General features: G+C 37.4%; 28 protein-coding genes, 2 pseudogenes and 1 riboswitch. Of the genes and pseudogenes, 17 read left to right on the top strand and 13 right to left on the bottom strand.

Translation table 11 applies throughout. The annotated features are described in order from the left end of the window. Positions 1-149 precede the first annotated feature (149 nt). Positions 150-890 carry a SurA N-terminal domain-containing protein gene (locus LQ50_RS08755; protein ID WP_034628259.1) on the top strand — a complete coding sequence of 247 codons (741 nt, stop codon included), beginning with the start codon at positions 150-152 and terminating at the stop codon, positions 888-890. Positions 891-1078: 188 nt separating this feature from the next. After that, the gene (locus LQ50_RS08750; RefSeq protein WP_034628366.1) at positions 1079-1978 is read left to right on the top strand and encodes a chemotaxis protein; all 900 of its coding nucleotides are present in this window, start codon (positions 1079-1081) and stop codon (positions 1976-1978) included. Positions 1979-2227: 249 nt separating this feature from the next. On the opposite strand, the gene LQ50_RS08745 is transcribed toward LQ50_RS08750, so the two are convergent. Next, positions 2228-2428 (bottom strand): hypothetical protein, encoded by a 201-nt coding sequence (locus LQ50_RS08745; RefSeq protein ID WP_034628257.1) that lies wholly within the window; start codon positions 2426-2428, stop codon positions 2228-2230. A gap of 168 nt (positions 2429-2596) precedes the next feature. Here LQ50_RS08745 and LQ50_RS08740 point away from each other — a divergent pair, with 168 nt between their 5' ends. Beyond that, positions 2597-2896 carry a HesB/YadR/YfhF family protein gene (locus LQ50_RS08740; protein ID WP_034628256.1) on the top strand — a complete coding sequence of 100 codons (300 nt, stop codon included), beginning with the start codon at positions 2597-2599 and terminating at the stop codon, positions 2894-2896. A 116-nt stretch (positions 2897-3012) separates the two neighbouring features. Here LQ50_RS08740 and LQ50_RS08735 read toward each other — a convergent pair whose 3' ends face one another. Beyond that, positions 3013-3276 carry a YuzF family protein gene (locus tag LQ50_RS08735; RefSeq protein ID WP_052144661.1) on the bottom strand — a complete coding sequence of 88 codons (264 nt, stop codon included), beginning with the start codon at positions 3274-3276 and terminating at the stop codon, positions 3013-3015. 276 nt (positions 3277-3552) lie between these two features. Here LQ50_RS08735 and msrA point away from each other — a divergent pair, with 276 nt between their 5' ends. Further along, positions 3553-4083, top strand: a complete 531-nt coding sequence (msrA, locus tag LQ50_RS08730; protein WP_034628254.1) for a peptide-methionine (S)-S-oxide reductase MsrA — start codon at positions 3553-3555, stop codon at positions 4081-4083. Positions 4084-4302: 219 nt separating this feature from the next. Continuing rightward, positions 4303-5466: an alpha/beta hydrolase gene (locus LQ50_RS08725; RefSeq protein WP_034628252.1), complete on the top strand. Its 1164-nt coding sequence runs from the start codon at positions 4303-4305 to the stop codon at positions 5464-5466. 24 nt (positions 5467-5490) lie between these two features. On the opposite strand, the gene LQ50_RS08720 is transcribed toward LQ50_RS08725, so the two are convergent. Next, positions 5491-5736, bottom strand: coding sequence for a hypothetical protein (locus tag LQ50_RS08720; protein WP_034628250.1), 246 nt, complete (start codon positions 5734-5736; stop codon positions 5491-5493). A 157-nt stretch (positions 5737-5893) separates the two neighbouring features. Beyond that, a complete protein-coding gene (locus tag LQ50_RS08715; RefSeq protein WP_034628248.1) occupies positions 5894-7126 on the bottom strand; it encodes an aminopeptidase in 1233 nt (410 codons plus the stop codon). Between the two features lie 123 nt (positions 7127-7249). Further along, positions 7250-7293, top strand: a riboswitch (PreQ1 riboswitch). Positions 7294-7508: 215 nt separating this feature from the next. On the opposite strand from LQ50_RS08715, the gene queC reads away from it, so the two are divergent. The 5 genes from queC (at position 7509) to LQ50_RS08690 (ending at position 10457) form a co-directional block, all read left to right on the top strand. Further along, positions 7509-8177 carry a 7-cyano-7-deazaguanine synthase QueC gene (queC, locus tag LQ50_RS08710; RefSeq protein ID WP_034628245.1) on the top strand — a complete coding sequence of 223 codons (669 nt, stop codon included), beginning with the start codon at positions 7509-7511 and terminating at the stop codon, positions 8175-8177. Beyond that, positions 8174-8599: a 6-carboxytetrahydropterin synthase QueD gene (queD, locus tag LQ50_RS08705; RefSeq protein ID WP_034628243.1), complete on the top strand. Its 426-nt coding sequence runs from the start codon at positions 8174-8176 to the stop codon at positions 8597-8599. Before queC ends, queD begins: the two co-directional genes overlap by 4 nt. After that, the gene (gene queE / locus LQ50_RS08700) at positions 8596-9303 is read left to right on the top strand and encodes a 7-carboxy-7-deazaguanine synthase QueE (protein WP_034628241.1); all 708 of its coding nucleotides are present in this window, start codon (positions 8596-8598) and stop codon (positions 9301-9303) included. Before queD ends, queE begins: the two co-directional genes overlap by 4 nt. A gap of 16 nt (positions 9304-9319) precedes the next feature. Further along, positions 9320-9817, top strand: coding sequence for a preQ(1) synthase (gene queF, locus LQ50_RS08695; protein WP_034628239.1), 498 nt, complete (start codon positions 9320-9322; stop codon positions 9815-9817). Positions 9818-10082: 265 nt separating this feature from the next. Continuing rightward, positions 10083-10457 (top strand): DUF4183 domain-containing protein, encoded by a 375-nt coding sequence (locus tag LQ50_RS08690; RefSeq protein ID WP_034628238.1) that lies wholly within the window; start codon positions 10083-10085, stop codon positions 10455-10457. A gap of 54 nt (positions 10458-10511) precedes the next feature. On the opposite strand, the gene LQ50_RS08685 is transcribed toward LQ50_RS08690, so the two are convergent. Together LQ50_RS08685 and LQ50_RS08680 are read right to left on the bottom strand one after the other, a co-directional pair. Then, positions 10512-10895 carry a DUF4183 domain-containing protein gene (locus tag LQ50_RS08685; protein ID WP_034628234.1) on the bottom strand — a complete coding sequence of 128 codons (384 nt, stop codon included), beginning with the start codon at positions 10893-10895 and terminating at the stop codon, positions 10512-10514. A gap of 322 nt (positions 10896-11217) precedes the next feature. Further along, a complete protein-coding gene (locus LQ50_RS08680; protein WP_034628233.1) occupies positions 11218-12036 on the bottom strand; it encodes a UTP--glucose-1-phosphate uridylyltransferase in 819 nt (272 codons plus the stop codon). 236 nt (positions 12037-12272) lie between these two features. Here LQ50_RS08680 and LQ50_RS08675 point away from each other — a divergent pair, with 236 nt between their 5' ends. Beyond that, entirely contained in the window at positions 12273-13553 is a 1281-nt protein-coding gene (locus LQ50_RS08675) for a UDP-glucose dehydrogenase family protein (protein ID WP_034628231.1), read from the top strand. Then, positions 13550-14501: pseudogene (locus tag LQ50_RS08670) on the top strand (NAD-dependent epimerase/dehydratase family protein). The gene LQ50_RS08675 and the pseudogene LQ50_RS08670 overlap by 4 nt, the downstream one beginning before the upstream one ends. Before the next feature lie 846 nt (positions 14502-15347). On the opposite strand, the pseudogene LQ50_RS26600 reads toward LQ50_RS08670, so the two are convergent. From LQ50_RS26600 to LQ50_RS08655, 3 genes and pseudogenes are all read right to left on the bottom strand, one after another. Beyond that, positions 15348-16508: pseudogene (locus LQ50_RS26600) on the bottom strand (glycosyltransferase family 4 protein); the annotation flags it as partial. 323 nt (positions 16509-16831) lie between these two features. Next, positions 16832-18748 (bottom strand): glycosyltransferase family 4 protein, encoded by a 1917-nt coding sequence (locus LQ50_RS24605; protein WP_070808125.1) that lies wholly within the window; start codon positions 18746-18748, stop codon positions 16832-16834. Next, complete coding sequence (locus LQ50_RS08655) at positions 18745-19845, bottom strand: CotS family spore coat protein (RefSeq protein ID WP_034628229.1); 1101 nt, start codon at positions 19843-19845, stop codon at positions 18745-18747. Before LQ50_RS08655 ends, LQ50_RS24605 begins: the two co-directional genes overlap by 4 nt. Positions 19846-20140: 295 nt before the next feature. On the opposite strand from LQ50_RS08655, the gene LQ50_RS08650 reads away from it, so the two are divergent. The 3 genes from LQ50_RS08650 (at position 20141) to LQ50_RS08645 (ending at position 21716) form a co-directional block, all read left to right on the top strand. Further along, a complete protein-coding gene (locus LQ50_RS08650) occupies positions 20141-21136 on the top strand; it encodes an AimR family lysis-lysogeny pheromone receptor (RefSeq protein ID WP_034628225.1) in 996 nt (331 codons plus the stop codon). 13 nt (positions 21137-21149) lie between these two features. Continuing rightward, on the top strand, positions 21150-21314 hold the full coding sequence (locus tag LQ50_RS25400; protein WP_161784672.1) for a hypothetical protein: 165 nt from the start codon (positions 21150-21152) through the stop codon (positions 21312-21314). Positions 21315-21464: 150 nt separating this feature from the next. Beyond that, positions 21465-21716, top strand: coding sequence for a hypothetical protein (locus LQ50_RS08645; protein WP_034628223.1), 252 nt, complete (start codon positions 21465-21467; stop codon positions 21714-21716). A 201-nt stretch (positions 21717-21917) separates the two neighbouring features. On the opposite strand, the gene LQ50_RS24285 is transcribed toward LQ50_RS08645, so the two are convergent. The 3 genes from LQ50_RS24285 to LQ50_RS08630 form a co-directional block, all read right to left on the bottom strand. Then, on the bottom strand, positions 21918-23207 hold the full coding sequence (locus tag LQ50_RS24285) for an ATP-binding protein (RefSeq protein ID WP_052144660.1): 1290 nt from the start codon (positions 23205-23207) through the stop codon (positions 21918-21920). Between the two features lie 98 nt (positions 23208-23305). Continuing rightward, a complete protein-coding gene (locus tag LQ50_RS08635; RefSeq protein ID WP_034628222.1) occupies positions 23306-23821 on the bottom strand; it encodes a manganese efflux pump in 516 nt (171 codons plus the stop codon). A gap of 93 nt (positions 23822-23914) precedes the next feature. Continuing rightward, positions 23915-24151: a hypothetical protein gene (locus LQ50_RS08630; protein WP_373279180.1), complete on the bottom strand. Its 237-nt coding sequence runs from the start codon at positions 24149-24151 to the stop codon at positions 23915-23917. Between the two features lie 118 nt (positions 24152-24269). On the opposite strand from LQ50_RS08630, the gene LQ50_RS08625 reads away from it, so the two are divergent. Both LQ50_RS08625 and LQ50_RS08620 read left to right on the top strand, forming a co-directional pair. Beyond that, positions 24270-25391, top strand: a complete 1122-nt coding sequence (locus tag LQ50_RS08625; RefSeq protein ID WP_034628219.1) for a cysteine desulfurase family protein — start codon at positions 24270-24272, stop codon at positions 25389-25391. Between the two features lie 73 nt (positions 25392-25464). Beyond that, positions 25465-26109, top strand: coding sequence for a nitroreductase family protein (locus LQ50_RS08620; RefSeq protein ID WP_034628218.1), 645 nt, complete (start codon positions 25465-25467; stop codon positions 26107-26109). A gap of 206 nt (positions 26110-26315) precedes the next feature. Here the strand turns inward: LQ50_RS08620 and LQ50_RS08615 are convergent, their stop codons facing one another. Continuing rightward, entirely contained in the window at positions 26316-26765 is a 450-nt protein-coding gene (locus tag LQ50_RS08615; RefSeq protein WP_034628215.1) for a hypothetical protein, read from the bottom strand. Positions 26766-26795: the final 30 nt, after the last annotated feature.

Below are 26795 nucleotides of genomic sequence, written 5' to 3'. Positions count from 1 at the left end.
TTAATGCGATTAGTCATTTCACAAGTTTTCATAATTGCGTACATGTGTTTAGGTGACAATAGGTAATTAGAAGGAATCACACTGAAATTGAATTATTTTTATGTTACAATAACCAAAGGTTTTCGAGATAAGGAAGGAGTTTGATTGACTTGAAGAAATTTGTAATGGGATTTGGTATTTGTGCACTAGCATTTGGACTAGCTGCTTGTGGTGGAGATGAGGAAGCAACACCAGAGGAGGAGCCAGTCGCTTCGGAAGAGCCAGTTGATGGTGAGCAACAAGAAATGGATTCTCTAATAGATACATCAGATATTCCTGATGTCATTGCAGTTGTAAACGGAGAAGAAGTGGATAGAGAGATTTATGTCTCTTCGCTAGAGCAGGAAGCAATGCAGCTTGCTATGCAAGGTATTGATGTTGAAAGTGAAGAAGGCGCAGCCTACTTAGATCAAGTAAAAGATCAAGTTCTAGATCGAATCATTAATTCTATTCTTGTGACACATGCTGCAAACGAAGAAGGAATTGAAGCAACAGAAGAAGAAATTGATAGTGGTGTTACAGACTTAATGGGGCAGTTTGGACTTGAATCAGAGGAGCAACTTCAAGAGTTATTAGAAGCTCAAGGTGTAGACATGGATGAGCTTCGCAACGATGTTGCAGAAAGCGTGAAGAGCAATAAGTTCGTAGAGCAAAAAGTTGCAGATATTGAAGTGTCAGAAGAGGACATTCAAGCCTTCTATGATGATGCCATTGCGGCAATGCCAGAAGCAGAAGGTGAAGCAGAACTTCCGAGCTTAGACGAAGTACGAGGAGAAATTGAATATCAACTGCAAATGGATATTCTTCTTTCCGATTTAAGAGAAGATAGTGATGTAACAGTTAACGTTTAATGATATAAAACAATAAAGACTCAAGCGATAAGTCGATTTTTATACGGCAATCGCTTGAGTTTTTTTTGTTTTTCCCCTTTATCTTCTAAATTTTTCTTGCGATAAGGGCAGTTAATCTTATAAACTATAGGTAATTCGTCTTAGTTCTCGAACGAGAAGTGGGTATATGGGGGAAATGGAAAATGAGTATGAATCAGCAAGGTATATTATTAGAGAGTGGTACTAATGAGTTAGAGATTGTTATGTTTCAGGTAGGAAATAGTACATTTGGTATAAATGTATTAAAGGTTAGAGAAATCATTAATCCACTACCAATCACGGATACACCAAACAATCATGAGCACGTCGAAGGTGTAATCCGGTTGAGACAAGAAGTCATTCCGGTTGTTGACTTAGCAAAGGTGCTAAATATCCCAAAATCAGAACAACCAGAACAAGATAAATTTATTATATCAGAGTTAAATAAAATGAAAGTGGCTTTTCATGTTCATAGCGTTTCTAGAATTCACCGTATTTCTTGGGAGCAAATAGAAAAACCAAGCGACCTATCGCAAGGGAATTTGGGCCATACGATTGGGATTGTGAAAATGGACGATATGATGGCATTGCTGCTAGATTATGAGAAGATTGTAGTAGATATAAATCCGGATAGTGGATTAAGTGTGGAGAAGGTAAGGGCATTAGGTAATCGCAAACGGTCAACTAAGCGTATGATCATTGCTGAAGATTCAACGATATTACGCAAATTATTACAAGATACATTAACAGAGGCAGGGTATGAGAACCTTCAGTTTTTTGAAAATGGAAAAAGTGCATGGGAATACCTATCCTCCCTTACAAAAGAAGAAATCCAAAGTAAAGTTGACTTAGTCATTACTGACATTGAAATGCCTTTAATGGATGGACATCATTTAACATTAAAGATTAAAGAAAGCGAACACCTTTCTCACATTCCTGTCGTAATTTTCTCTTCACTTATTACGACAGATCTATATCATAAAGGTGAAAAAGTTGGAGCTGACGATCAAATTAGTAAACCGGAAATTGTTCAATTAGTAGAAAGGCTAGATGAGTTAGTTGAAAGGTAAATAATAGAGAGTCACTGAAGTGGTTTGATTTTTGTGGTTATGAAAATAACGAGCTTGGAAAAGAGAGAATGGAGTTTAATTCTTATACGAATTAGGCTCTTTTTTTGTTCGGGTATTTTTTGCATGATGAGTGCCCTAATGCGATAAGCGGGAAGGAGTTAGGGTATTGACTAGTGGGGGGGAATATTTTTGATATAGCCCAAATGTCCATTCATTTTGAATATTTATTAGACCATGAAAAATCTCTTTTCATGGTCTCTGAGAGTTCAGCGAGCTTACTCTTTCAACTGAAATGACAAATGGGTAGAATTCACTTACTCCTTTATATAATGAAATGGAATTTTTATTTTTTTGTAATGATTTCTCTAATTGTTTCTTTTGCTCGTCTGTAAGCAGACCGATCTTATTGAACAAATGAGCATAATACAATGTGCGTTTCGTTATACTCATTTTTCATTCCTCCTTTTTAATATCGTATGCACACTTGTTAAAAAGTTGACAATGAGAAACTTTTTTTATGCAGGTAAATAGTTAAAAACGTCTTTCATAGACAAGTCATGAAAGATATTGATATGATGTGTAAGAAGAAGTTAGGTGTGTAAATAGGGAGTGACGTAGATGAATATACAAATTACAAAACCAGCATTGCAGTGGTTTAAAGAGGAACTTAATTTAAAAGGTGAAGGTGAATTTGTTCGTTTCTTTGCAAGGTATGGAGGATGTGGATCGATTCAAAGTGGTTTTTCGTTAGGGATTAACCAAGAAACACCTTCTGTCATCGGTGCAAAAGAAGAGATTGATGGAATCACTTTCTATGTTGAGGAAGAAGATTTATGGTATTTTAAAGGTCATAATTTGAAAGTGAAGTTTAGTCGGAAGAGTGAAGAAATCGACTTTGTATATGAGGTTCAAGAGTAAGAGCATCTTTAGAAGGAGCATGTCCATGAAATTAGAAGGTGTCCAAAAGGTCAATGTAACCTTGAGGGCACCTCTTTTGCTAACTGGATCCAATTTTGTAAATCAGCACATGTTCATTAATCTTCTTCTCTGTAAATAGAAGGCTTTACCCATACAATTTGTTGAATGCGCACAAAAAACGGACAATTCTTTACATCTATAACAACGTGATCTGCTTTCACATCAGCAACAACTCCGCGGACAAGTCCTTCCGTTGTTTGAACTACGACATTAGTACGTAATAGAGATTGAAATGTTTGAATCATATAAGGATCTACACCGGCAACCATTTGTGGACGATTATGTTCAGTAGAATTAGGGGTGGCGTTTTGATAATGCATGAAAAATGTCCTCCTTTAACTTTTAAATCCACTGTTATCCTATGCAGATGCCCGCACATTGTCTAGGCTCTAGCCTAACAGCTAAATGGTAAATTGGAATTGTTGCATGCAATGAAATTAGGATGGGAAAAGTACAAGGAAGGATGCTGAAAAAAAGGATATCCGTTTCATATTACGTTACCAGCATAATATTGAACTTTTCGACTATTTGAAAGCCAAAGAAATTAGAAATTCAATGACTAAATGATCAATAATTATAGGAAGAAGGGGAATAGTATGAGTGAATTAAACTATGAGAAAGCAACATTTGCAGGGGGATGCTTTTGGTGTATGGTTCAGCCATTTGATGAATTACCTGGCATTATAAAAGTAGAGTCTGGATTTATGGGTGGACATGTTGAAGATCCTACATATGAGCAAGTAAAATCTGGGGATAGTGGACATTATGAAGTGGTGCAAATTACATACGATCCGAAAGTGTTTGCTTACGATAAGTTGCTTTCGCTTTATTGGCCACAAATAGACCCTACTGATCCAGATGGACAATTCCATGATCGAGGACCTCAGTATAGAACGGCTATTTTTTATCATAATCGGGAACAAAAAGAAAAAGCAATGAAATCAAAAGAAGAGTTGGTAAATAGCAAACGTTTTGCGAAACCTATTGTAACAGGAATTATAGAAGCTTCGACCTTTTATGCTGCAGATGAGAAGCATCAATATTTTTATAAAAAAAGTCCAAATGAATATAAAGAAGATAGGAGAATATCAGGCCGGAATGAATTTATTGAATCGCACTGGGAGTAATGCTTCCACGAGGGGTTATCCTATAAGGTGAAACGTATGCCTTATAGGATAACCCCTTCTATGAATGAAAACAAAGGCAAGGTAATCACATTCTAAAAAAACTTGCGTAAAATATGTAAAAATGTATAAAAAATTGTGATAATGTCTTATCGAAGAAATCTTTTTCTGATATAATAAAAGTATAGAAATAGTCTGACTTTTTTATTGAGGGGTGACGCTATGAAAGTAGGATTTGAAAAACTAGGCATATGGATGATGATTGCGTCACTAGGATTTGTCGTTAGTTCCCTTTTGGTTATCCTTTCTGTACATTATTGGTCACATACAGAAGCGGGAAAAGTACCTCCGAAAACAGCGGTATTGCTTCATGCTGTTCACCATAATCTTGTTACACCAGATATGAGAGCGCCCAAATTTTTATCTAGTAGCCAAGCGCCTAGATTTACAAATAAAATGATCGAAATTCCAGTCTCTGACGGAACCACCATTGAAGGGAAGATGTATCGTCCCATTGAAGAAGGTCCTCACCCGATTATCTTGTATTACCACGGTGGTGCCTTTATGGAAGGGTACGGTAGCATTCATACCCATGATAATATTGTTCGTGCACTTGCATCGAGAACGAATAGCATTGTCATTGCAGTAGGATACCGTGTTGCGCCTAAGCATCCATTCCCAGCCGCAATTGAGGATAGTTATGATGCTCTTGTTTGGGCACATGAACATGCAGAAGAGCTTGGTGGAGACTCTACTAAGATCGCTGTTGCTGGAGATAGTGCTGGAGGAAACATTGCAACGGTTGTTTCTCTTATGGCAAGAGACCGGAATGGTCCGGACATTAAAGCACAGGCTCTTCTCTATCCGTTAACGACCTTCCAAGACATTGAGTTCGACTCAAGAAAGACTTATGACAGTGGGTATTACTTGCTCTCGCGTAGTGTTATGTTACGAGCTCGTGACACGTATACACCAGATGAATCATTATGGATTCATGCATATACCTCTCCGCTAGATGCAGAGAACCTTTATCAATTACCTCCTGCAATCGTCATTACGGCAGAATTTGATCCTCTTCGTGATGAAGGCGAAGCTTATGCAAAACGTCTTGCCGAACATGGTGTTCCCGTACAAACGATTCGTTACAATGGTGTGATGCATGGATTTGTCTCTTTTTATGAAGTGATGTATCGAGGAAATCATGGCCTTAATGAAACAGCGAGATATTTAAGTAGAGCCTTTGATGAGAAGCCAACATATAGGCCATACGAACTTTACGTCTATGAAGGCACAACTACGAGGTCCATGAAAGTAAGAGATCAGGCTGAAGCCTACGCGATAGGAAGTTTTTTATTAGGAAAGCAAGCATTATCAATATTCGACTAAAGCAATAGGAGCCATTAGTGGCTCCTATTGCTGTTGTTGTGCTCTTTTGACAAACATTCTTTCTTCTTCGATCAAACCGCATGTTGCGCATTGAACGCGCAATTCTGGGCCTCGATAGGTCATGTGTAAAGGACCTGCATCGTTATTTTCATACTGTTCAATTAAATCACCACTCCTGGCATCAATTTTTACAGGTGTGGCCACTTGCTGAATTAAATTAAAGCGCGAACGGTTCGTTTTACAATTAGGACATAAATATGGATTGGCCATAGAAAAATCCTCCTTTTAACGTCTTTACGGTTAGTCTTACCAATAAACGAATAAAAAGGGGAGGTAAGTTTAGGAAATAGTTTAAGGGGTGTCCTAAAAGTTAAAAATCAACCTTTAAGACACCCCCTAATTGGTTCAAGTAGAGGTCAACCTGGAATTAAAACGCCCAATTCCCGTCACGGAAGATCGGCTCACGTTTGCCATCTTCGTACACACCATCGATGTTCATATCCGCTGATCCAATCATGAAATCTACATGTGTTAGGCTTGTATTTAAGCCGTTTTTCTCAAGCTCTTCCTTATTCATCTCTTTTCCACCTTCGATACAAAAAGCGTAGGCAGATCCGATCGCTAGGTGGTTTGATGCATTTTCATCAAATAGCGTATTGTAAAAAAGGATATTCGTATCAGAAATAGGTGATTTATGAGGGACGAGAGCAACTTCTCCAATGAAACGAGCCCCTTCATCCGTATCAAGTAATCGCTTCAACGTTTCATATCCTTCTTCGGCTTTATAATCAATGACTTTTCCGTCTTTAAATGTCAGTGAGAAGTTATTAATCAGTGTACCGCCGTAATTTAATGGCTTTGTACTTGAGACGGTTCCGTTTACACCGGTTTTCTTCGCTGAAGTAAAGACCTCTTCTGTTGGCATATTTGCAACAAATTGTACGCCGTCCTTATTAATGCTTCCACCACTTACCCATAAATGAGTTTCAGGTAATTCAATGACTAAGTCTGTTCCTTCAGACGTATAGTGAAGAGCGTGGTAATGTTTTTCATTTAACGCGTTCATTTTCTCATCAAGTAATGAAAGATGCTCTTGCCATGCTGAAACAGGGTCAGCTTGGTTAATTCGAGTGGCGGCAAAGATGGCGTCCCAAAGCTTTTCAACTGCTTTTTCTTCTGAGTCTTCTGGGAATACTTTTTTTGCCCATCCAGCCGAAGGAACAGCAACGATCGACCAGCTAATTTTGTCGGACATAATGTAAGAACGGAAGCCTTCCATTGCTTTTCCACTTGATTTGTTGGCATTTGATACACGTTCAGGATCTGCATCTTTTAGTAAGTCGGGATTTGATCCAGTAATGCTTAAGAAAGCTGCTCCATTTTCAGCCATTTCTTCATAGCCTTTTGCTACCCATTCTGGAAATTCATGAAATGCTTCATCTGGTGCTAGCTCATACTTCGTTTTTGTTAGCTCTTCATCGCTCCATTCAACATGGACATTTTTTGCACCGGCTTCGTATGCTTTTTTAGCAACTGCACGAACATAATCTGCTGCATTTAAAGGAGTTCTAACTACGAGTGTTTGTCCTGGTTGAATGTTCACACCGACTTTCACCGCAAGCTCTGCATATTTCTCTAGATTCTCTTGAAAGGTTGACATAGAATCATTCCTCTTTTCTATTATGTATAAATTTTCCTACAACAGTTATTTTACCAACTTTATATGAAAGTGAAAAGAATAGCGACCTAGAATACTTTTGTGCTATTATATATAGTGGTAATAAGACAAGAGGTTCGCAAACTCCCTCTATAAAAAACTAAGGTGTTAACTGTACAACAATTGGTACAGTTTTCTTGTCGTTAAGTAGACAATATTTCGTTCGTTTTTAGAACTACTCATAACGTACCCTAACAAATAGACAATATGAGTGAAAAAGAACAAATATACCCGTTTGGAGTGATCGAATGCTCTTTCTTCAAAAGGAGTTTCTGTTGACGACGTCGTTCGACTGTAAACTTTTAGAATAAAGGAGAAATGAGACATGAGAAATGAAAAAGCGGTCGTTGTTTTTAGTGGTGGTCAAGATAGTACCACATGCCTGTTATGGGCTCTTGATCAATTCCAAGAAGTAGCTACAGTTACTTTTGACTACGGACAGCGCCACCATGATGAAATTGAATGTGCACGTGAGATAGCCGAGGAATTAGGTGTATCTTTTCATGTGCTTGATATGACGTTAATTAACCAACTATCAGCCAATGCTCTAACAAGAAAGGATATAGAGGTAAAAGAAGGGGAGAACGGTGAGCTTCCTTCCACGTTTGTCCCTGGTCGTAACCACTTATTCTTGTCATTTGCTGCAGTATATGCCCAAGCTATTGGGGCTCGTCATATTATTACTGGTGTTTGTGAGACGGATTTTAGCGGCTACCCCGATTGTCGAGATAGTTTTGTAAAATCATTAAATGTCACGCTAAATCTAGCTATGGATGAGCAGTTTGTCATTCATACTCCGCTTATGTGGTTAAATAAGGCCGAGACGTGGAAGCTAGCTGATCAGTTAGATGCCCTTGCTTTCATTAGAGAAAAAACGTTAACGTGTTATCATGGTATACGTGGTGATGGTTGCGGGGAATGTCCATCGTGCAATTTACGTAAAAAGGGCTTAGAAGACTACCTGAAAGAAAAACAAGGAGGTAGTGACGTATGATGCAGCAGTTCTACCCACAAGTGCCACACTCGTACCGCTATGAATTAAATAAAGATATGCATGTAGCTGCGGCACACTTTATCCCAAATGACGCAGCTGGCCAATGTAAAAACATGCACGGCCATACGTACTTTATTAATATTACGATTGGTGGAGATACGTTAGATGATTTGGGATTTTTGATTAACTTTAAACAAATAAAAGATATTGTTCATAAACGCTTCGATCATTCGGTCCTAAATGATCACCCAGAATTTAAAGAGGTGTTCCCAACAACAGAACGAGTAGCAGAGCAAATTTGGAAAGCCATTCAGGCTAAGTTGCAAACTCAAGATAACAAACCGAATTGCCTGCAAGTTGTCGTTCGCGAAACACCAACAAGCTATGTCGTGTACCGTCCGAAACCGGAGGAGTTAGCATGAAGATCCCGGTAATGGAAGTGTTTGGTCCAACGATACAAGGTGAAGGGATGGTCATTGGACAAAAAACGATGTTTGTCAGAACAGGAGGGTGTGATTACTCCTGTTCTTGGTGTGATTCCCGCTTTACGTGGGATGGATCGGCTCGGAGTGAATTGCTTGAAGCAGAGGCGATTGTGGAGCAATTAAAGCAAATCGGTGGAGATTTGTTCTCGCATGTAACAATCTCAGGTGGAAACCCTGCGCTGCACAAAGGCATTGCTAATCTTGTCACCCTCTGCCATGAGCAAGGTTGGAAAGTGGCAGTTGAAACACAAGGATCTATTTGGCAAAATTGGATGAGAGAAATAGATGATGTCACGATCTCGCCAAAACCACCAAGTTCATTAATGGAAACAGACTATGAAAAGCTAGATTTTTATATAAAACAATTAGAAGAAAGAAACGTTAGTTTGAAAGTCGTTGTCTTTGATGATGAAGACTTTCGTTTTGCAGAACTCATTCATTCGCGCTATCCCCATATACCGTTTTATTTACAAATCGGTAATGAAGACGTAGCTACAACCGACGATCATGCTTTACTCTCAACCTTATTAAAACGCTATGAGTGGTTGATTGAAAAAGCGACAAAATCTCATGTTATGAATGATGCAAAGGTATTGCCGCAGCTCCATACCCTTATTTGGGGGAATAAGCGAGGCGTCTAAAAAAGGAGAGAAAACAATGAGTGGAAGAAAAAAGGAAGAGCTAGAAGGAGTAACGTTACTAGGGAACCAAGGTACAGCCTATGACTTTTCTTATAATCCTTCTGTATTAGAAGTGTTTGAAAATAAGCATCAAAATCGCGATTATTTTGTGAAATTTAATTGTCCTGAGTTCACATCATTATGTCCAATGACAAATCAACCTGACTTTGCAACGATTTATATTAGTTATATTCCGGATGTGAAGATGGTGGAGAGTAAGGCATTGAAACTGTATTTATTTAGTTTCCGTAATCATGGCGACTTCCACGAGGACTGCATGAACATCATCATGAATGACCTAATCGAATTAATGGACCCTCGATATATTGAAGTCTGGGGTAAATTTACTCCGCGTGGTGGGATTAGCATTGATCCATATACAAACTACGGAAAGCCTGGTACAAAGTATGAAAAGATGGCAGAGTACCGTATGATGAACCATGACTTGTATCCGGAGAATATCGATAACAGATAAATAGTTTAATTAAATATTGGAAATGTACTTATTGTATCCTCTTATTGATATATTGCAGGATCTCTAAATTATCTCTAACCCTTATCTCAAACAAGATAGGGGTTTTTATGATGGTTAATTGTAGGTTTATAATCGATGTGATTTTATTTAGGATAAGAATTTATAAAATAATAACAAACCCAAAACAGTAGCACTAGACTAAGTAAATTATTTATAACCGATTAGCGAGAGATAACATAAAATAAAAAAAGTTAAGGTGGTCAAAATGAAGCAAAATAATAGAAAGCATTTTATTAAAACGAATAGAGTTTATGATTGGGTAGCTTCAACTGATGAAATGAGGATAAGAGTTCCGATTAAACAAACTAAGAAAGTCTCTAAAGTTGATACTTATCAGTACAATGCTTTATCGGATGGAATTAGTGCAGTTTATACAAATGATGATGAACTTAAGGACTACGGAGAACGAGGTATTTTAGATCCTAAAACCGTTTCATATACAAACCTATTTATAAATGGGGTATTACAACCTCCAAGTACTTATGAGGTTGTAAAAGGCTATTTACGTTTAAAAACTGAAGACATTCCTATTAAAAATACTCCAATTAACCTTCAGTTTGTAACTATTTATCAATCATAAAGGGATGTCTCAAAAGGTGTGATTTTGCCTTTTGAGACACCCCCTTATTAAAAATTAAGTTGCGACATCTGTTGTAGAAGTTGGCGAGAAGTTTATTATTTCTAATACAATCGAAGTACCTTCTAGGATGGGGTCCCCTTCGGCAGGAACATCAATCTCAAGCGAACCCTCAGTTGTTTCACCAGGTGTGTAAGTTGATATTCCCTCCATTTGTAGTACTCCATTAATGTAAACATTAAAGTAACTATTATCACTATTTAATACTGGAAGATTAGTAGCTTCGGTTCCCGTGTCATCAAAGAAATCTGCTGTATCAATTGACAGTGTAGCCCCGGCAGCGGTTTCTGCTGTTGTTACATAAAAGAACTTTTCTTGTTCTGGGTCTATAGAGGTTGTGGTCGACGCTGTTACAAGCAATTTCATAAGTTGTAGTGCCATGAAAAAGCCTCCTTTTAAATTAATAGTCTTGCTAATTATTATCATATGATGTAACTAGAAGAGTTGCTGTAGACAAGTTCATTAAATTTTATTTTTATAATAATTCAGTTAGTGTAAGTTAATTGCAAGACGATTAGAGTGTTTCCGCACTAAGATAATTAGTGAAAAGTTTTAAAATTGAAATTACAGGGTAAACGCAACGTAAAAGCAATTGACAAACTATGATTAATGCCAAAATGGATTAAATAAACTTGTTTTAAAAAGCTAGGCGAAGAAGTGGTATCTTAGCCTAGCTTTCGTTTATAAGGGAATACTTAGAAAATCATTTCTGTTTATTCTTCATCTTCTGCAAATGCATTAATAAATTAAAATAATCATCACCCGAACCAATATCGCAGCGTTCTCCTTTTATTTTGTAGCCATAACTTTTATTTGTTTGGAGCATTTCTTTTAGGGCATCTGTAAGCTGGATTTCGCCCCCTTTTCCGGGCTTGGTGTTTGATAAATAAGTAAAAATACTAGGGTCTAAAATGTAGCGTCCGATCACTGCTAAGTTTGACGGCGGAGCAGTTTGGGGCTTTTCAACAAGGTCATTGATTTCATGCAGCTGATTTTTGAGTGGTGTCCCACCAATAACCCCGTAGTTTTTTAATAAATCTTCGTGGACTTCTTTTACTCCAATTACAGTTGACTGAACTTCAAGGTAGGCGTTTATTAATTGCCCAATGACTGGCTTCTCTTCCATAAATAAATCATCCGGTAGAAGAACAGCGAAAGGTTCATCGTTAATAAAAGGTTTCCCTAAACGAATGGCATCACCAAGCCCCCTTGCAACAGGTTGACGAACAAATTGAATATGGACATCGGGAACAGCAATTGATTTTAGTAAGTGACTCTTATTGTTTCTTTCTAAAAATGTTTCAAGTTCCAGAGATCTGTCAAAATAATCGATGATCATATTTTTGTTTCTTGAAACAATGATTAAGATTTCCTCGATGCCTGAAGAAATTGCTTCGTCAACGATATAATGAATAGCGGGTTTGCCATCAATAGGGAACATTTCTTTAGGAACCACTTTTGTAATTGGGAGGCTTCTTGTACCATATCCTGCTGCTGGAATGATAGCCTTTTTTACTTTCATTTATTTCCCCCCTTTATTTCGTACAATCTCATAGTATTCGGTCAAGCAAGGAAGAGAAAGTTGTCTTACGGAATTATCCCTTTTTGTTACGGAGGTTAATTATGATCTATATCCAATTTAAGGATGCGACAAAAAGTAGACGATCGTTTATTTTCTGTTTCCTAATCACTACTACAGTTCGATTTCAATAAGATATATAAGATCGAATTAATTTCTGTTAAAGAGGAGTAGACGTTATGGATGTATGTGTGATCGGGGCAGGATATGTAGGTTTGACAACCTCTACTGTATTAGCTAATTATGGACATCAAGTCTATTGTGTAGATAAGCAAAAAGATAGAGTAGAAATGTTAAGAAATGGAAAGGTTCCAATCTATGAACCTGGATTAGAAGAGATGCTCGTGAAAAATTCAAAGAAAGGTCAATTAATATTTACGACAGATTTAAAGACAGCTGTTAGTAAGAGTGATGTGATATTTATAGCTGTTGGAACACCACAAGATATGGATGGAAGAACTGACCTGCGTTTTTTTGAAGGTGTGATAAATGAACTAGCGCCATTGATTAAAACGTATAAAATCGTTATTACGAAAAGTACGGTACCACTTGGGACGAACGAGGAGTTGGAGCAGAAATTATTGGAGCAAGGTGTATTAAAAGAAAACGTTGATGTTGTTTCCAATCCCGAATTTCTTCGTGAAGGTACGGCTATACATGATATGCTCTACCCAGATAAAATTGTTATCGGAATGAAAGAACAAAGGACGATACAAGTTTTACAAAAATTGTACCACTTTATCGATGCCCCGTATATAATTACAAGCTTAAGTGGTGCTGAAATGATTAAATATGCCTCAAATGCGTTTCTAGCTGTGAAAATATCCTTTATTAACGAGCTTGCGAAAATTGCAGATGCTTATGAGGTAGATATAACAGATGTGGCTTTAGGGATCGGAATGGACCCAAGGATAGGCCATCATTTCTTGCAAGCAGGCTTAGGCTATGGTGGCTCATGTTTGCCAAAAGATTTATCTTCTTTAGAACACCAATCGATTAAGAAAAATATTGCCCCTCACCTCTTACAAGCTGCCCAAACCGTAAACGATAGTATCATAGACCATTACTTGAACAAACTCAAAACTGAAGTTCCGGATTATCAAAAGAAAAAAATCACTGTATGGGGCGCTACATTTAAACCGAATACAGATGATTTGAGACATTCTCAAGCACTTAAATTAATTAATCGCCTTGTAGATGAGGGATCCAATGTTCATCTATATGATCCAATTGTATCGTTAAAGATTGACAATACCAGCACCTATCAAGATATGTTCGATTCGGTTAAAGATACAGACATCTTAATTGTTGCAACGGAGTGGAAGCAATTTATCGATGCAGACTGGAAGAAAGTTAGCGCTCAAATGCGTGGGAAGATCGTATTAGATTGTCGCAATTGTTTACAACCATATACTCTGAGAAAAAATGGATTATTGTATTTGGGGGTAGCTAGACCATGAAAATACTAGTAACTGGTGCTGCAGGCTTTATCGGGTCCAACTTAGTCGAACGATTACTCGAGGATCAAAAAGTAAAGGTGATTGGTATTGATTCATTTATCGGTCCTACTCCAGAAACCATTACTAGACAAAATCTCAAACCATTATTAGATCACCCTCGATTTACTTTTTATGAAGAAGATCTAGTCACGATCAATTGGGGAACGTATCTTGCAGGGGTCGATTATGTATATCATTTAGCGGGGATGCCTGGAGTTCGATCGAGTTGGGGAGTAGAGTTTAATAGATATGTTACAAATAATATCGATGTGACACAGAGATTGCTTGAAGCTTGCAAACATATTCCTTTAAAGAAATTTATTTATTCATCCACTTCTTCTGTCTACGGCGAAAAAACAGGTAAGGTGTCCGAAGACGCGTCCTTAAGAACCGATGTCTCCCTATGGAATCACTAAATTAACAGGTGAATATTTATGTCATGTGTACCGTGAAAGTTTTGGCGTTCCAACGGTCATACTAAGATATTTCACAGTCTATGGGCCAAGACAAAGAAGTGACATGGCTTTTCATAAATTTATAAAAAGTATTTTGTCTGGAAATCCGATTACGATTTATGGTGATGGAAAACAAACACGCGATTTTACCTTTATCAGAGATTGCGTTATTGCAACGGCATCGGTAATACATGCAAATGGAGTCGTTGGGGAAACGATCAATATCGGTGGGAAAGAGCGGGCATCTGTATTGGATGTGATAACGGAACTAGAAACATTATTAAATAAAAAGGCAACCATTCATTTCATGGAAGCAGCAATTGGGGAACCGAAACATACGTGGGCAGACATAAAGAAAGCGGAGCAGCTTTTAGAATATAGACCGAAAGTAAATTTGAAGGCGGGCTTATTAGAAGAGATAAAGTACGTTAAACAAATATATCCAACTAGTTAAAAGAAAAAAGTCAGCGATCGTAAGCTGACTTTTTTGGTTCTATATATTTCTTCTCCGTCTGTTCGATCGAGTTTTAGATTCTAATCTTTGGAATAGTTTAGCAGTGGTAATATCATTAACCGTTTCAATAAATTCCTTTTTCTTCTCAGAGTGAGAATGGTTCGAATAGAGAAGGCTGTAGATTTCGTTGAAGACGGAATTCACTGCCTTTTTTTCTTGTTTCGATTCGTCGACGTCATCTTGTTTTATTTTTTGCTGGACATTTGATAAGAGAATTTCTATTAAATCATCTTGTTTCGGAAGCTCAGACAGGAATAGCTTTCGAAGTCTTTGCTTTTTCGATATAGGTTTTTCTTCGGGTTCAGTAGTGATTGACTCAGAAAGGTTACTTGGCATGTTACTGGTTGTAAGTTGTTCATTTAAGTCGTCAATGACATCATCAATGGGAACCTTCTGATTACGAGATAGATTTGGTATTTCTGATAGAACTTCATCATCAGAAGCCATTTGTTCATTTAAGTCGTTAATGACACCTTCAATGGGGGTCTTCTGTTTGTGAGAGAAAGAAGGGATATGGGAGACATTCTCTTCAACAGAATCAGTTTGATCAATTAAGTCGTTGCTACTGTCCTCTTCATTTGAGGAAATTTGTTCATTTAAGTCGTCAATGACATCATCAATTGGATTACTCACTTCAAGAGAGGAAGACATAATTGAAGCATCATCGGTATCAGAAGCAACTTGATTATTCAAGTCTTCAATCACATCAATACCTTCGTTTATCTGTGCTGGATCAACCGTGTCCGTTTCTGAACTTGACTCGTTCTGATCACTATCTTTAACTGGTATTCCTTGTTCTATTCGATATTTAACCTCATCCCATACACGTTCAATCTCACTAATGACTCGACTCCAAGTGTAATGTTGTTCGGCTAGTTTTCGACCATTTGCGCCTAGCTTTTCGCAAAGAGAAGGATTAGATAATAGGGTAGTGAGGTGTTCTACAAATGGTTCAGGCTGTTCAGGATGTTCGATGACAAATCCGTTTTCATTCGGAGTAATTACCTCCGCATTCCCACCCCTATTCGTCGTAATAATTGGTAAACCAGAAGCCATGGCTTCATAATGCACTCGTGCAAGAGGTTCTTGCCATTGGGACGTACATACAAAAATATCTGAAGCAGCAAACCATTCTTGAATTTTTGTAGGGTGGACAAATCCAGTATTAATGACAGGCACAGGTAAGCGCGCTGCTAGGGCACGGACATAGCCGATATAGTCTGATACCTCATTGACACTAAACCATTTACTCCCAACGATGACTAAAGCGATATCAGGATGTTTTTTAGCTAATTCAGGGATTGCACGTATGAGAACATCGACCCCTTTATTCGGTGATAATCTACCGGCGAATAGAATGACCTTTTTATTTTCTAGATCATGATCTTTTCGAATCATCTGGCGCATATTTTTTGCTTGATTTGACTTTGGTGGTGCAAAGCGAGAGATATCAACCCCTGAATAAATGGTTTTTAATTTGGCATTTGCCTTTGGGAACCGGTCTGATATGGTCTTTCCGATGTAATCACTTACTGTAATAATTTTATCAAGCTCATCAACGACCGAGTCTGCTTCCTCTTGGTCTATTTTTTCAGGCTTGAACATATCATTATGCATACTCAGTATGATTCTGGCGTCTGGAGCGGATTCTCTTACTGGAAGGACAAGTCGTGGCCGATTAAAAATATGAATCACATCAAATGTGTTCGTTTCAAGAAATTCTTTTACTCCTTCTCGGTAAATTTCAATGAGACCACCAGGTTTTCTAACATAACGAATCTTATTGACTGTCTCATCATCAGGAAGAGAGGAATCCGTTGTCCCTAGAATAGTTAGATCGTGTTTTTCTTTTAGGTGAGAAGAGACGCCATCAATATAGGTTTGAATCGCACCGCCCCTAACGGCTGGAACTGGAAGCTTTTCCGTACAGATTAATAGTATCTTCATTTCCTACATGCTCCTTTCCATCGTTTCAGCTCTTCTAGAACAAGACTTTTTAAAGACCTGGCTTATTATTTTCAATTAGTAATAGATATCATTCTTAGGATTTTTAACGAGAAAATCATGTAATGGATGTCGTTTATAGTGGATCGTTTCATCCTATGCTTCAATCTTTTCATTTATCCATGCTAGATCTTACAGTCTTAGCTCTAAGTAACTGATTTGTAACACTGTATACGTCAATAGTAAGGTATTCATCTATAAGAAGTGCGTATAGATAAATACCTAAAATTGGGATGAACAATGGAGAGACTAAACGAGATCTTTCATTATGAAGTTGATTTTCTTTTACTAGTCATTAATTTATTTAACAATTTACTAGTTATGACCTCGTTAAGATGATTCATAAACACGTTTGGATCTGCTAAAGAATTCGCTTTTGGATTAGTGTTAAGAAGGGCATTAATGTGACTGATAACGTCATTGTTTGCTAGTTCCATCTGTTGTTGAGGTGCAGATTCTTTTGATAACTGTAATGGAGTCGTATTTAGTTGCGGTATCCGCTTCGACTTCGTAATTGGTCGTTTTATTCGATCCGTTTTTCTTTTTTTGGATTCGAGTAATCGAGATAGTAGGTGCACCGTCTTATCATCAAAATGGCGTCCTTTAGATAAATTATTTAGTATAGAAAAAATGGTGTCAGTTGGTTGGTTTTCTTTGTTGTCAGTAATATCCATTTCTTCTTCTGCGGTCGCAACATCAGATTGGTCATCGGTTGACTCGGTATCAGAAGAGGGTTCTAGAGCATGGCTTTCTTCTAAATTATTCACAATACTTGAGACGGTGTCATCTATAGGAGTCTCATGTTGAGTAACAATAGTGGAAGCCTTTTCGTTAGCTATTTCGTTTTCAACTTCAACTTCATCTTCGTTAACCTGGTCCTTTGAAGGAGAACCTAAAGTTGCCGTACTTTCACTGTCCACTTCTTCATTAAATTCAGCGGACTCTAAAAGGTCTACAGAAGTTTGGCCTTCTGGAACATTGATTTCGTTACTCTCAATGGATTCTTCAGCTTTTACTGGGATATTATTTTCAATCTTAAAATGAATTTCATCCCAAACATCGGAAATATCCGCAATCACTCGATCCCAAGTGAACTTTTCTTCAACTAATTTTCTACCGTTCATTCCAAGTTCTTTTGAAAGTTTTGGGTTTGAAAGGAGTGGTATGATGAGGTCTGCAAAGGCCTGAGGATTCTCAGGTTGTTCAACGATAAAACCATTTTCATTTGGATTAATGACTTCTGGATTTCCACCACGTCTTGTTGTGATGACAGGAAGACCTGAAGCCATTGCTTCATAATGAACTCTCGCTAGAGGTTCTTCCCATTGAGAAGGGCAGACAAATACATCGGCAGCGGCAAACCATTTCTGAATTTCGCTAGGGTCAACAAATCCAGTATTCACTACGGGAATGGACAGCTTCGAAGCAAGTGCACGTACATAGGCTACGTAATCGCTCACTTCATTGACACTAAACCACTTGCTCCCAACGATAACAAGAGCAGCATCAGGATGCTTTTTTGCAATCTCTGGCATCGCTTGAACAAGGATATCTGCACCCTTATTTTTCGAAAGCCTTCCGGCAAACAAGATCACTTTCTTCCCATCAAGATTGTGTTCGTTTCTAATGGCTTGTCGCATGTCGCGAGCTTCCTTTGAATGGGGAGCAGCAAATCGATTAATATCAACCCCAGAGTAAATGGTCTTTAGTTTTGGGGCAGCTTGAGGAAATAACTCAGTAAGTGCTGTGCCAATATAATTACTGATCGTAATAATTTTATCGAGCTGTTCGATAGCAGCTTCAGCTTCCTCAGGTTCAATTTTTTCTCTTTTAAACATATCATTGTGCATACTTAAGACAATGCGAGCAGTTGGTGCACATTCACGTACGGCAAGGACTAACCTTGGGCGGTTAAATATGTGAATGACATCATAGTCTTGTTCACTTTGTAAAAATTGAATGACACCATCACGATAATCCTCAAGTATTCCTCCTGGTGTCCTTACATAACGAACGTTGTTAACTATCTCGTCCGTTGGCAATGAAGGGTCAGCTGAACCAAGGATTGTAAGGTCGTGTTTTTTACTTAAATAGGAGGATACACCATCAATATACGTTTGAATCGCTCCACCTTTTACAGCAGGAACAGGAAGTTTCTCTGTACAGATCATTAAGATCTTCATGTTGAAGTAACTCCTTTCCACTCCCGTAATTCGGCAATCGCTGGCCATTTTGATTTGTCAGTTTCAGCAATCGTATTGCAAAGCGTTTCCACTTCTGTGTCTAGAAAGATGGTAGGCTCATAGACCATTTCCTTGACATTTTTGTAAAATTCATTAGGAAGCGACATATCGATAAGAAGGATTTCAAATAAAGCGTCTTCAATCGGATTGGCTTCATGGTAAGCTTCAATCATTCCTTTCATCCAATTGACATCCCAATAGCCCATGTCATCCATTTGACCAGTAATAAGCTTTCGAAGGTCTCTTATTGGAAGATCATACGCAACACCGTCTAAGTCGATAATCCACATCCCATTTGGCCCCATTTGTCCGTTCGACCAACCATAGTCCTGATGAACTAGGCCCCAAGCTGTATTTCCGCGTGCAGCTAGCTCATAGTAAGAAGATTGTTGCAATTGCTCGTAAGCTTTTTGTGCTTGCTCTTCAAACATATCAACATGAGTAAGAATGGCCTTACTCGCTGCCATTTCTGGATAAACGGTGGCGATATTACGAAACCAATCCATTTTTTTTACTACTTTTTCATATGATTTTGGCCAACGGTGGACGCGAGAAGGGTTTTCAGATCCTTTAGGAGGAACATACCCTTTGGATAAGTGGTGAAATTCTCCTAAAGCATTACAAAGTAATTTGGCTCCTTCTAGGTCATTGGCAACGGGGTATAGTGGTTCTACCCATTCAGCTACAAACCATAGTTTTCCGCCCATTTCGACATAATTTTCACCTGTTTTTGTTTTGTATAATGGGGGAACCTTTGCGCCTTTTTCTTTGACTAAATATTCTTGTGCTCCAAGACTAAAACGACTTCTTCCTGGACGTCTGTGGAGTATTTTTAAACTAAATGGGCCTTTATCTGTATCCATTTTCCAGATTAGTCCGCCTTTATCGGATTTTGTTGTGATTACTTCAAGATTGCTTACTTTTAGATCGTAATGAGTTAAAACTACCTCAGACATATCCCATATATATTGTGGTACAAAGAAATCATCCTCAAGCGTACCATCTAAATCCCAAGGAACGATAAGCTGCTCTGACATAAAAATCCCTCCATTTTACATAATGTCATTAGTACCTTATTCATAAATAGGGGGAGGCGTATAGATAAGCACCTATACATGTAGAAAAAGCATGATTATTGTGGAAATAACTGGGGAAACATTAGATGAATAAAATACTAGACTAATCAATGAAATAGGGATAAAATGTTAGTTAAATAATAAATAAGTTCTGAATTTTTAAAGAAGAAAAATATTTTGTCAGACCTTAATTGACTTAAGTAGGTAAGGTAGCATATATTTGGATTAATAAAAACGAAAAAAGGTATGATAGCTAATGGTGATGAAACAGATAACTGCAGAAACTTTTAGCGAACTTGAGAATCTAGAAGAGTTTGTACACAGCGTCGATCCTAATTCTTATTTAGCTAGAGTATCCCTCGAATACTTGGTCATTAATAGCAAATCCGATTTAGTAGAAACATTAATTAACAGATTACTTGATTGTCCTAATGAAGAGAGTAGGGAATGGGCTGAAGTTTATAAGATTGATCATCTTGTGTATAAACAAGAGATGAATCTAATTGAAGCTATCCAGCAGTTAACGTATAAAACCGTAACCGCTCCAGAGCTCTCAACCTTAATTAAAGTCTTTCAGTTATACAATTATTCAAGTCAAAAAGAATTTGAAATGATTGCCTCATTAAGTGAATTAGTCAATGCAGAGATTTGTAGGCTAGAGGAAGGTTTTATGAAGACGTCTTTGCTGTGTCGGTATAAAATTACGATGCAGAGTGTTTATTTGCATTTGAATGAAGTGGAGAAGTCAAGGGAATGTGGATTTGAGTTAGTAAATATTTCTTTGACATCAACTATGAAAGCTATTGCTCTTACTGGGTTAGGAAATTCATTTATACTTTCTAATAAAGAAATGGCGATTGATTACATTAATAAATCAATTATTCTTTCTAAAGAAATTGGGCACAAGATGTTGATTCGAGAGGCACAGAAAAGTCTTAATTTTACTTATTGTTTTTGGGGAGAACCAGAAAAAGTTTATTTTAATTCAGGATCCTCTTCTATAACTTTAGATGATAAACTTGAACATGTTTTTTATCTTATAAAATGTAAGCAAAATGAAGAAGCGTTAAGATTATTAGACGATCTTGAATTGAAGATAGATAATGATTATCGAAAAGCTTTTGATAAGTACTACAGGGGATTGATTACAAACGATGTTGCTTTATTCCAAGAAGCAGTATTTTATTTCGAAAACGCAGGAGATAATTATTATAGACAACTCCCTTTAAATGAGTTATTAAAGCATACTTAAAGGAGGTGATAGCATGAGAAAATTAGTTATTGGTATGATTATATTATCAATTTTACTAGTCGGTGGTTCATTAAGTAGCCTTTCAATTCCAAGTGATAATATTAGGGTTAATAGTGAACCAGTAGAATTAGCCATTCCAAGTGATAATATTAGAGTTAATTCTATCACTTCTATATAATTACATAAATATTTTTACTCTTCCCATCTATTTTACTAGATGGGTTTTTTTATGCTATTTGCAAGCAAGTATTTATTATTTCACACCTTGATTCCTCCTACCTAAACTATTATGATTATAGTAAACCTAGTATGGAAGAAGGTAAGGTCGATGAATATCCCTAAGTATCCGATGGATTTTAATGACAGCATTAGAAGCAAAAAAACAAGTGAGGAAGACCTTAATCATAAAATCAATACAGAAGTTGAAAAGATGATCCATTTTATGAATGAGAATCATACAAACAATCATTCCGTAGCATTTGAAGATGTATTGATCATCATTGATCGAATTTATGAAGATGATGACAGTTATTTTGAAATTTCTGTAGCCAAACAACATAGTCGGGGCATTGTCAGATAAATAGGATTAGTATAAAGCATTTAGAGTACTTTTAGCTACATAAAAAAGAAGAAGTAAAAAAATCAAGTGAACGTCACCTTCACTTGATTTTTTATTGTGGAAATAGGGAATCGCGTTGCTTATTTCCGAGGCAAGCGCAAGAAATGATAAAAGATGACAAAATATTCTGTGTTTCGCTGTTTGTTTAGCTCTATTAAGTGTTTATGCGTGTAATGGTAATTCAATCGTAAAGGTTGTTCCTACACCTTCTTGACTTTCAATAGATAGTAAACCTTGATGAGATTCGATAATTTTTTGACAAACTAATAAGCCAATTCCCGTCCCTTTTGGTTTGGTTGTGTAAAAGGGTTCTCCTATTTTCTCTAAGTTTTCTTTGGAGATCCCCGGCCCTTCATCGGTAACAGATAAAATGGCTCGTGAGTTTGTTTTTCGAGCTGTAATCGTGATGGTTCCTTCATCCATTACTTCAATTGCATTTTTAATTAAATTGATTAATACTTGCTTTATTTTGGTGTCCTCACAATTAATTTGAAGATCGTCTGTTTTGAATTCAGTTCTAATGGAAATGTTTTTTAGAATAGCCTGGGTTTCTAATAACATTTTCACATCATTTATTAGCGTTAGAACCTCATACCAGTGGCGCGATTCTGAATGTGGCTTGGCTAAAATAAGCATTTCATTTGACACATGTTCGATTTTATCTAATTCTTCTTCGATGATCTTATAATAGATTTCTTTGTTGTTAGATTCTTTAATAAGTTGAAAGAAGCCCTTGATCGACGTTAACGGGTTTCGGATTTCATGAGCGATCCCTGCTGCAAATTGACCAGTCAACGATAGCTTTTCAGAGCGTATCACTAATTTTTCTGTTTCCTTCTCTCGTTTGACTTGTTCAGAGATGGAAGGAAAGGCAACAGACTTTTGGTTTCGGTTATATAGATTAGATGGCACTAAGGAGGTATCCGTCATAAAATATTCATGGCAGTATAATAAATCTTCAAGCATATAAGCAGATAAAGTTTGACTATTATAGGCACAAACCATGATTGTTGCAATCTTGTTATCTAAAAATTCGTTACAAGCACACTCATACATATTTAATAGATCTAGTTTGTCTTCGTTAATTTTGCCATTTATATTTCCCCATATTCTAGCCGGCTTTGTCTCACGCAAGTAAGGTTTTATATATTTACGATAATTTTCAAAGAGGTCCTCGACACCATCTTGAAAGTTATAATAGAGATCTGAATCCAAAAAAAGAATCTGTTTGAAACGTTCATTTGAATCATTATCTAATGTCAACTTAGAAATTATTTTATCCAGATGAACTTTAGAATCAATAAATACAACAAGTTGATCTTTGTTTTGACCTTCTTGAATAAAGCTGACCGCATTATTTACGTAGGCATCTAATTGACGATAGCTGTAAAGCACATGAGATCCAGAAGATAGACGCAAGCTTGAGGTAAATTCAAAATCTTTTGAGGACATACGAAATATATTCCTTTCCACTAGAGCCTTTTTTACTAATAGTAATAGGTAGAAAGAAAATTGTAAAACTTTTCTTATGAAAGAATGGACTTGCTTTGTTAAAAAAGAAGTTTGCTCAAGCCTAATAATAAGAATAGGATACTTGGAATATAGGTCATGTATCGGATAATAAATCGATTCTTAATTTCGTGACCATAGATGATCCCAACTATAAATGCGGCAAAGATAATGATCCCTGTCATGGGTGCAAACCAAAACGATCGATCCGATAATCCAGCTTGAATCCCATACCCTAAGCTGTCGACATTCATTAATAAAGCAATCATCACAAAGTATGATCGTCGATACAGGGGCAAATCGTAAAGGAAATTAAAGATAGCTATACCAATTAATAGCAAGCCAGCTATCGTTTGAATAATGGAAGTTGGAATGAGTTCACCGATAAACCGACCTATTCCCATCGAAAAAAACACGACAAAAGCGGAAAAAAGGGCAATCATTGCTACGACGATTAAAGGGATTCGTATTTTTTTTAATCCAAATAAAAAACCGATAGCAAAGGCGTCCATGCTAATAAGCATGGAAAGCAAAAGTAGCAAAATAAAAGCAAGCATATACTCACCCCATAGAAAATCGTTCTAGGAAATATATGCGTGCTTGTCTATTTTAGAAGCGTATAGGTAAAAATGAAACGTTTGACCTGGTGGTTAGTCGTTTCCGTTTTTTAATTCCTCGGCAACAGCATGTAGAAGTTGTTGATATTCTGATGGGTTCTGAAATTGGACGGGTTCCCAGTTTTTCTTTACCCAGGCAAGAAGTTCATTTCCACTATGAAAAGTTCGGTCTGTCGTATCAAACGTTTGTAATTTATAAATGTGATCTTCAGGTTCAACCGTAACATAACATGATACATCGCTTCTATTTGAATTTAATCTCATTTCCACAACAATCAACTCCTAATTTATGGTTTTTTTAGGGTGTTTAAAAAAGCGAAAAGTTATGCATGTTCTGTGTTGAACTGGTACACTAGTGTGTATGAAAAAATAGCGGAGGATACTACAAATGAAACAAATTTACTTAGACTACAATGCTAGTACACCCCTTATTCCAGAAGTGATTGAAGCAATGACCCCATTTTTAAGCGAACACTATGGAAATCCTTCGACTACTCATTTTGCAGCGGTCGAAGCAAAAAAAGTAGTTGAAAAGGCAAGGGAGCAAGTAGCCAATCTAATTGGAGCTCAAAAAGAAGAAATCATCTTTACTAGTGGAGGAAGCGAATCGAATAATCATGTGATCAAAAATGTTTTTGAAAGGCATCAAGATAAAGGGAAACATATTGTAACGACAACCATTGAACACCCAGCAGTACATGAGCCATTACGTTATCTTAAGAATCAAGGGGCAGAGGTAACGTATGTTGGGGTAGATCAGTTTGGACAAGTTTCTGTAGAAGAGATTAAGAAAGCGATTCGACCAGATACGATTCTTATTACTGTTATGCATGCTAATAATGAAGTTGGTACGTTACAACCCATCAAACAGATCGGGGAAGTTGCCCGTGAAAAAGGGATATTGTTTCACACGGATGCTGCGCAATCACTTGGCAAAGTGCCAGTCGATGTTGAGCAACTAAATGTTGACTTTTTATCAGTAGCCGGTCATAAATTGTATGCCCCAAAAGGAGTAGGTGCACTTTATATACGAAAGGGTGTAACGCTTGGTCCTTTTATTCATGGAGCGGGGCATGAAAAAGGCTTGAGAGCAGGAACAGAAAATGTCATTCTACTAGCTGGTCTTGGAGCGGCATGTGAAAGCGCAAGTCGCTATGTTGCACAAGGGGAAAATTTACTTGAGCTTAAAGAGCATTTCCTCACATTACTGAAGCAATCGTATCCTAATCAAATTCGTGTGAATGGTCATCCGACAGAATCTTTGCCTAATACGGTAAATGTAAGCTTTGCAAATAAGATCGGACAAGAGGTTTTAAATGCAGTTCCAGAAATAGCTGCTTCCACAGGTTCAGCCTGCCACTCAGGAGAGGTAACGCTATCGCCAGTGTTACAAGCGATGGGGATAGAACCAGAGGAAGGGAAGGGAACGATTCGTTTTAGTTTAGGAAGAACAACGACAAAGCAGGAGGTAGAAGAGGCGATACAATTGCTTCAGCAACGATTAGGGTAAGCATATTATTTTACAGAACGAGCCTATCTCTACTACGATAAGAGGGCATTAGCAAATAAAGGAGAGTTACATCATGTCAATAAATGTTAGCGAACAAGAGAAAAAAGCTTTGTATCATCTAATGGAAGAACGTCATTCCGTCAAGCAATACCAGCCCGATTATAAGATCTCAAGAGCAGAATTAGAAGAGATGCTTCAAGCTGCAACTACCGCTCCATCAGCATGGAACTTGCAGCATTGGCGCTTCTTAGTTATAGAAGATCAAAAGAAAAAGGAAGAGCTTCTACCGATTGCTTATTATCAGCAGCAAATTGTCGATGCATCTTTTGTCATTGCCGTTTTAGGTGATGTAGAAGCAAATAAAGAAGCTGAGGGGATTTATCAAGAGGCTGTTGAAGAAGGGTTCATGTCTGAAGAGATTAAAGACACACTCGTTGGCCAGATCAATGGAGCTTATGAAAGGGGCGGTAGTTTCGCTCGAGATGCTGCCTTTTTAAATGCTTCTTTAGCGGCTATGCAATTTATGCTTGCTGCCAAAGCAATGGACTATGATACGTGCCCAATTGGTGGTTTCAAGAGAGAGGAATTTATCGATCAATTTCACGTACCAGATCGATTTACCCCTATTATGTTAATGACAGTGGGGAAAGCTGCAAAAGAAGCCTATCCTTCATCAAGAAAAGCACTAGAGAATGTCGTTACGTACAATTCTTTCTAGCTCATTAGGGTGGCAAGCAGGAAAACGGGCTATGTCCCCACTTTTTAATCAGCAATAAGAAGATTTGTATTAGAAAGTGATTGGGATGTGATTCCCCGTTATATCAATTTACCGAGGCGGAAAAGAATCAAATCTCGGAATGGTTTAAATCCTACCAAACGAATCAAACGAACTAAAAAGAGATTGAGCAGAGGAACTCCTTTAGCTCAATCTCTTTTTTTATCTTGTAATGTTTTGAAGTAGTCCATTACCGCGGAGGGATCAGATAGCAAGTTTATCCCTAAATCCATAAGTGCTTGCTCATGCGTACGTTGAAAAAGCATTTCTTCGTGTTTGATCATTTGGGTCCAAGAGTGAAGGGACTCTCTTTCATCTTCGTTTAAACGAGCTTCGATCGAAAGACAAATAAACGATCGACAAACAGAGTTTTTGAATGAAGGGTGCAGTGAACATCCTTTTTCATTCTTGAAAAATTGGCAAATAGAATAAGAATGACGCAGGTCATCTGCTTCTAATTTGGAAAGAGACTCTTTCCAAAAGACACGTTCATAATCAGAGTGAACTTGGGCTTGAACGGTTATATGATATGGCGAAAGTAGAGCTTTTGGATGGTGCAAAATATGTTTTAGAAAAAAAGCTTCATCTTTGTTTATCATTTTAGCGATCTCCAGCAAGTAAAAGGTTGG

It is taken from the genome of Halalkalibacter okhensis, from assembly GCF_000787375.1.
In the GTDB taxonomy this organism is placed as follows: domain Bacteria; phylum Bacillota; class Bacilli; order Bacillales; family Bacillaceae_D; genus Halalkalibacter; species Halalkalibacter okhensis.
The sequence above is the reverse complement of the archived record's forward strand: the minus strand, read 5'-3'. Positions and strand labels throughout refer to the sequence as shown.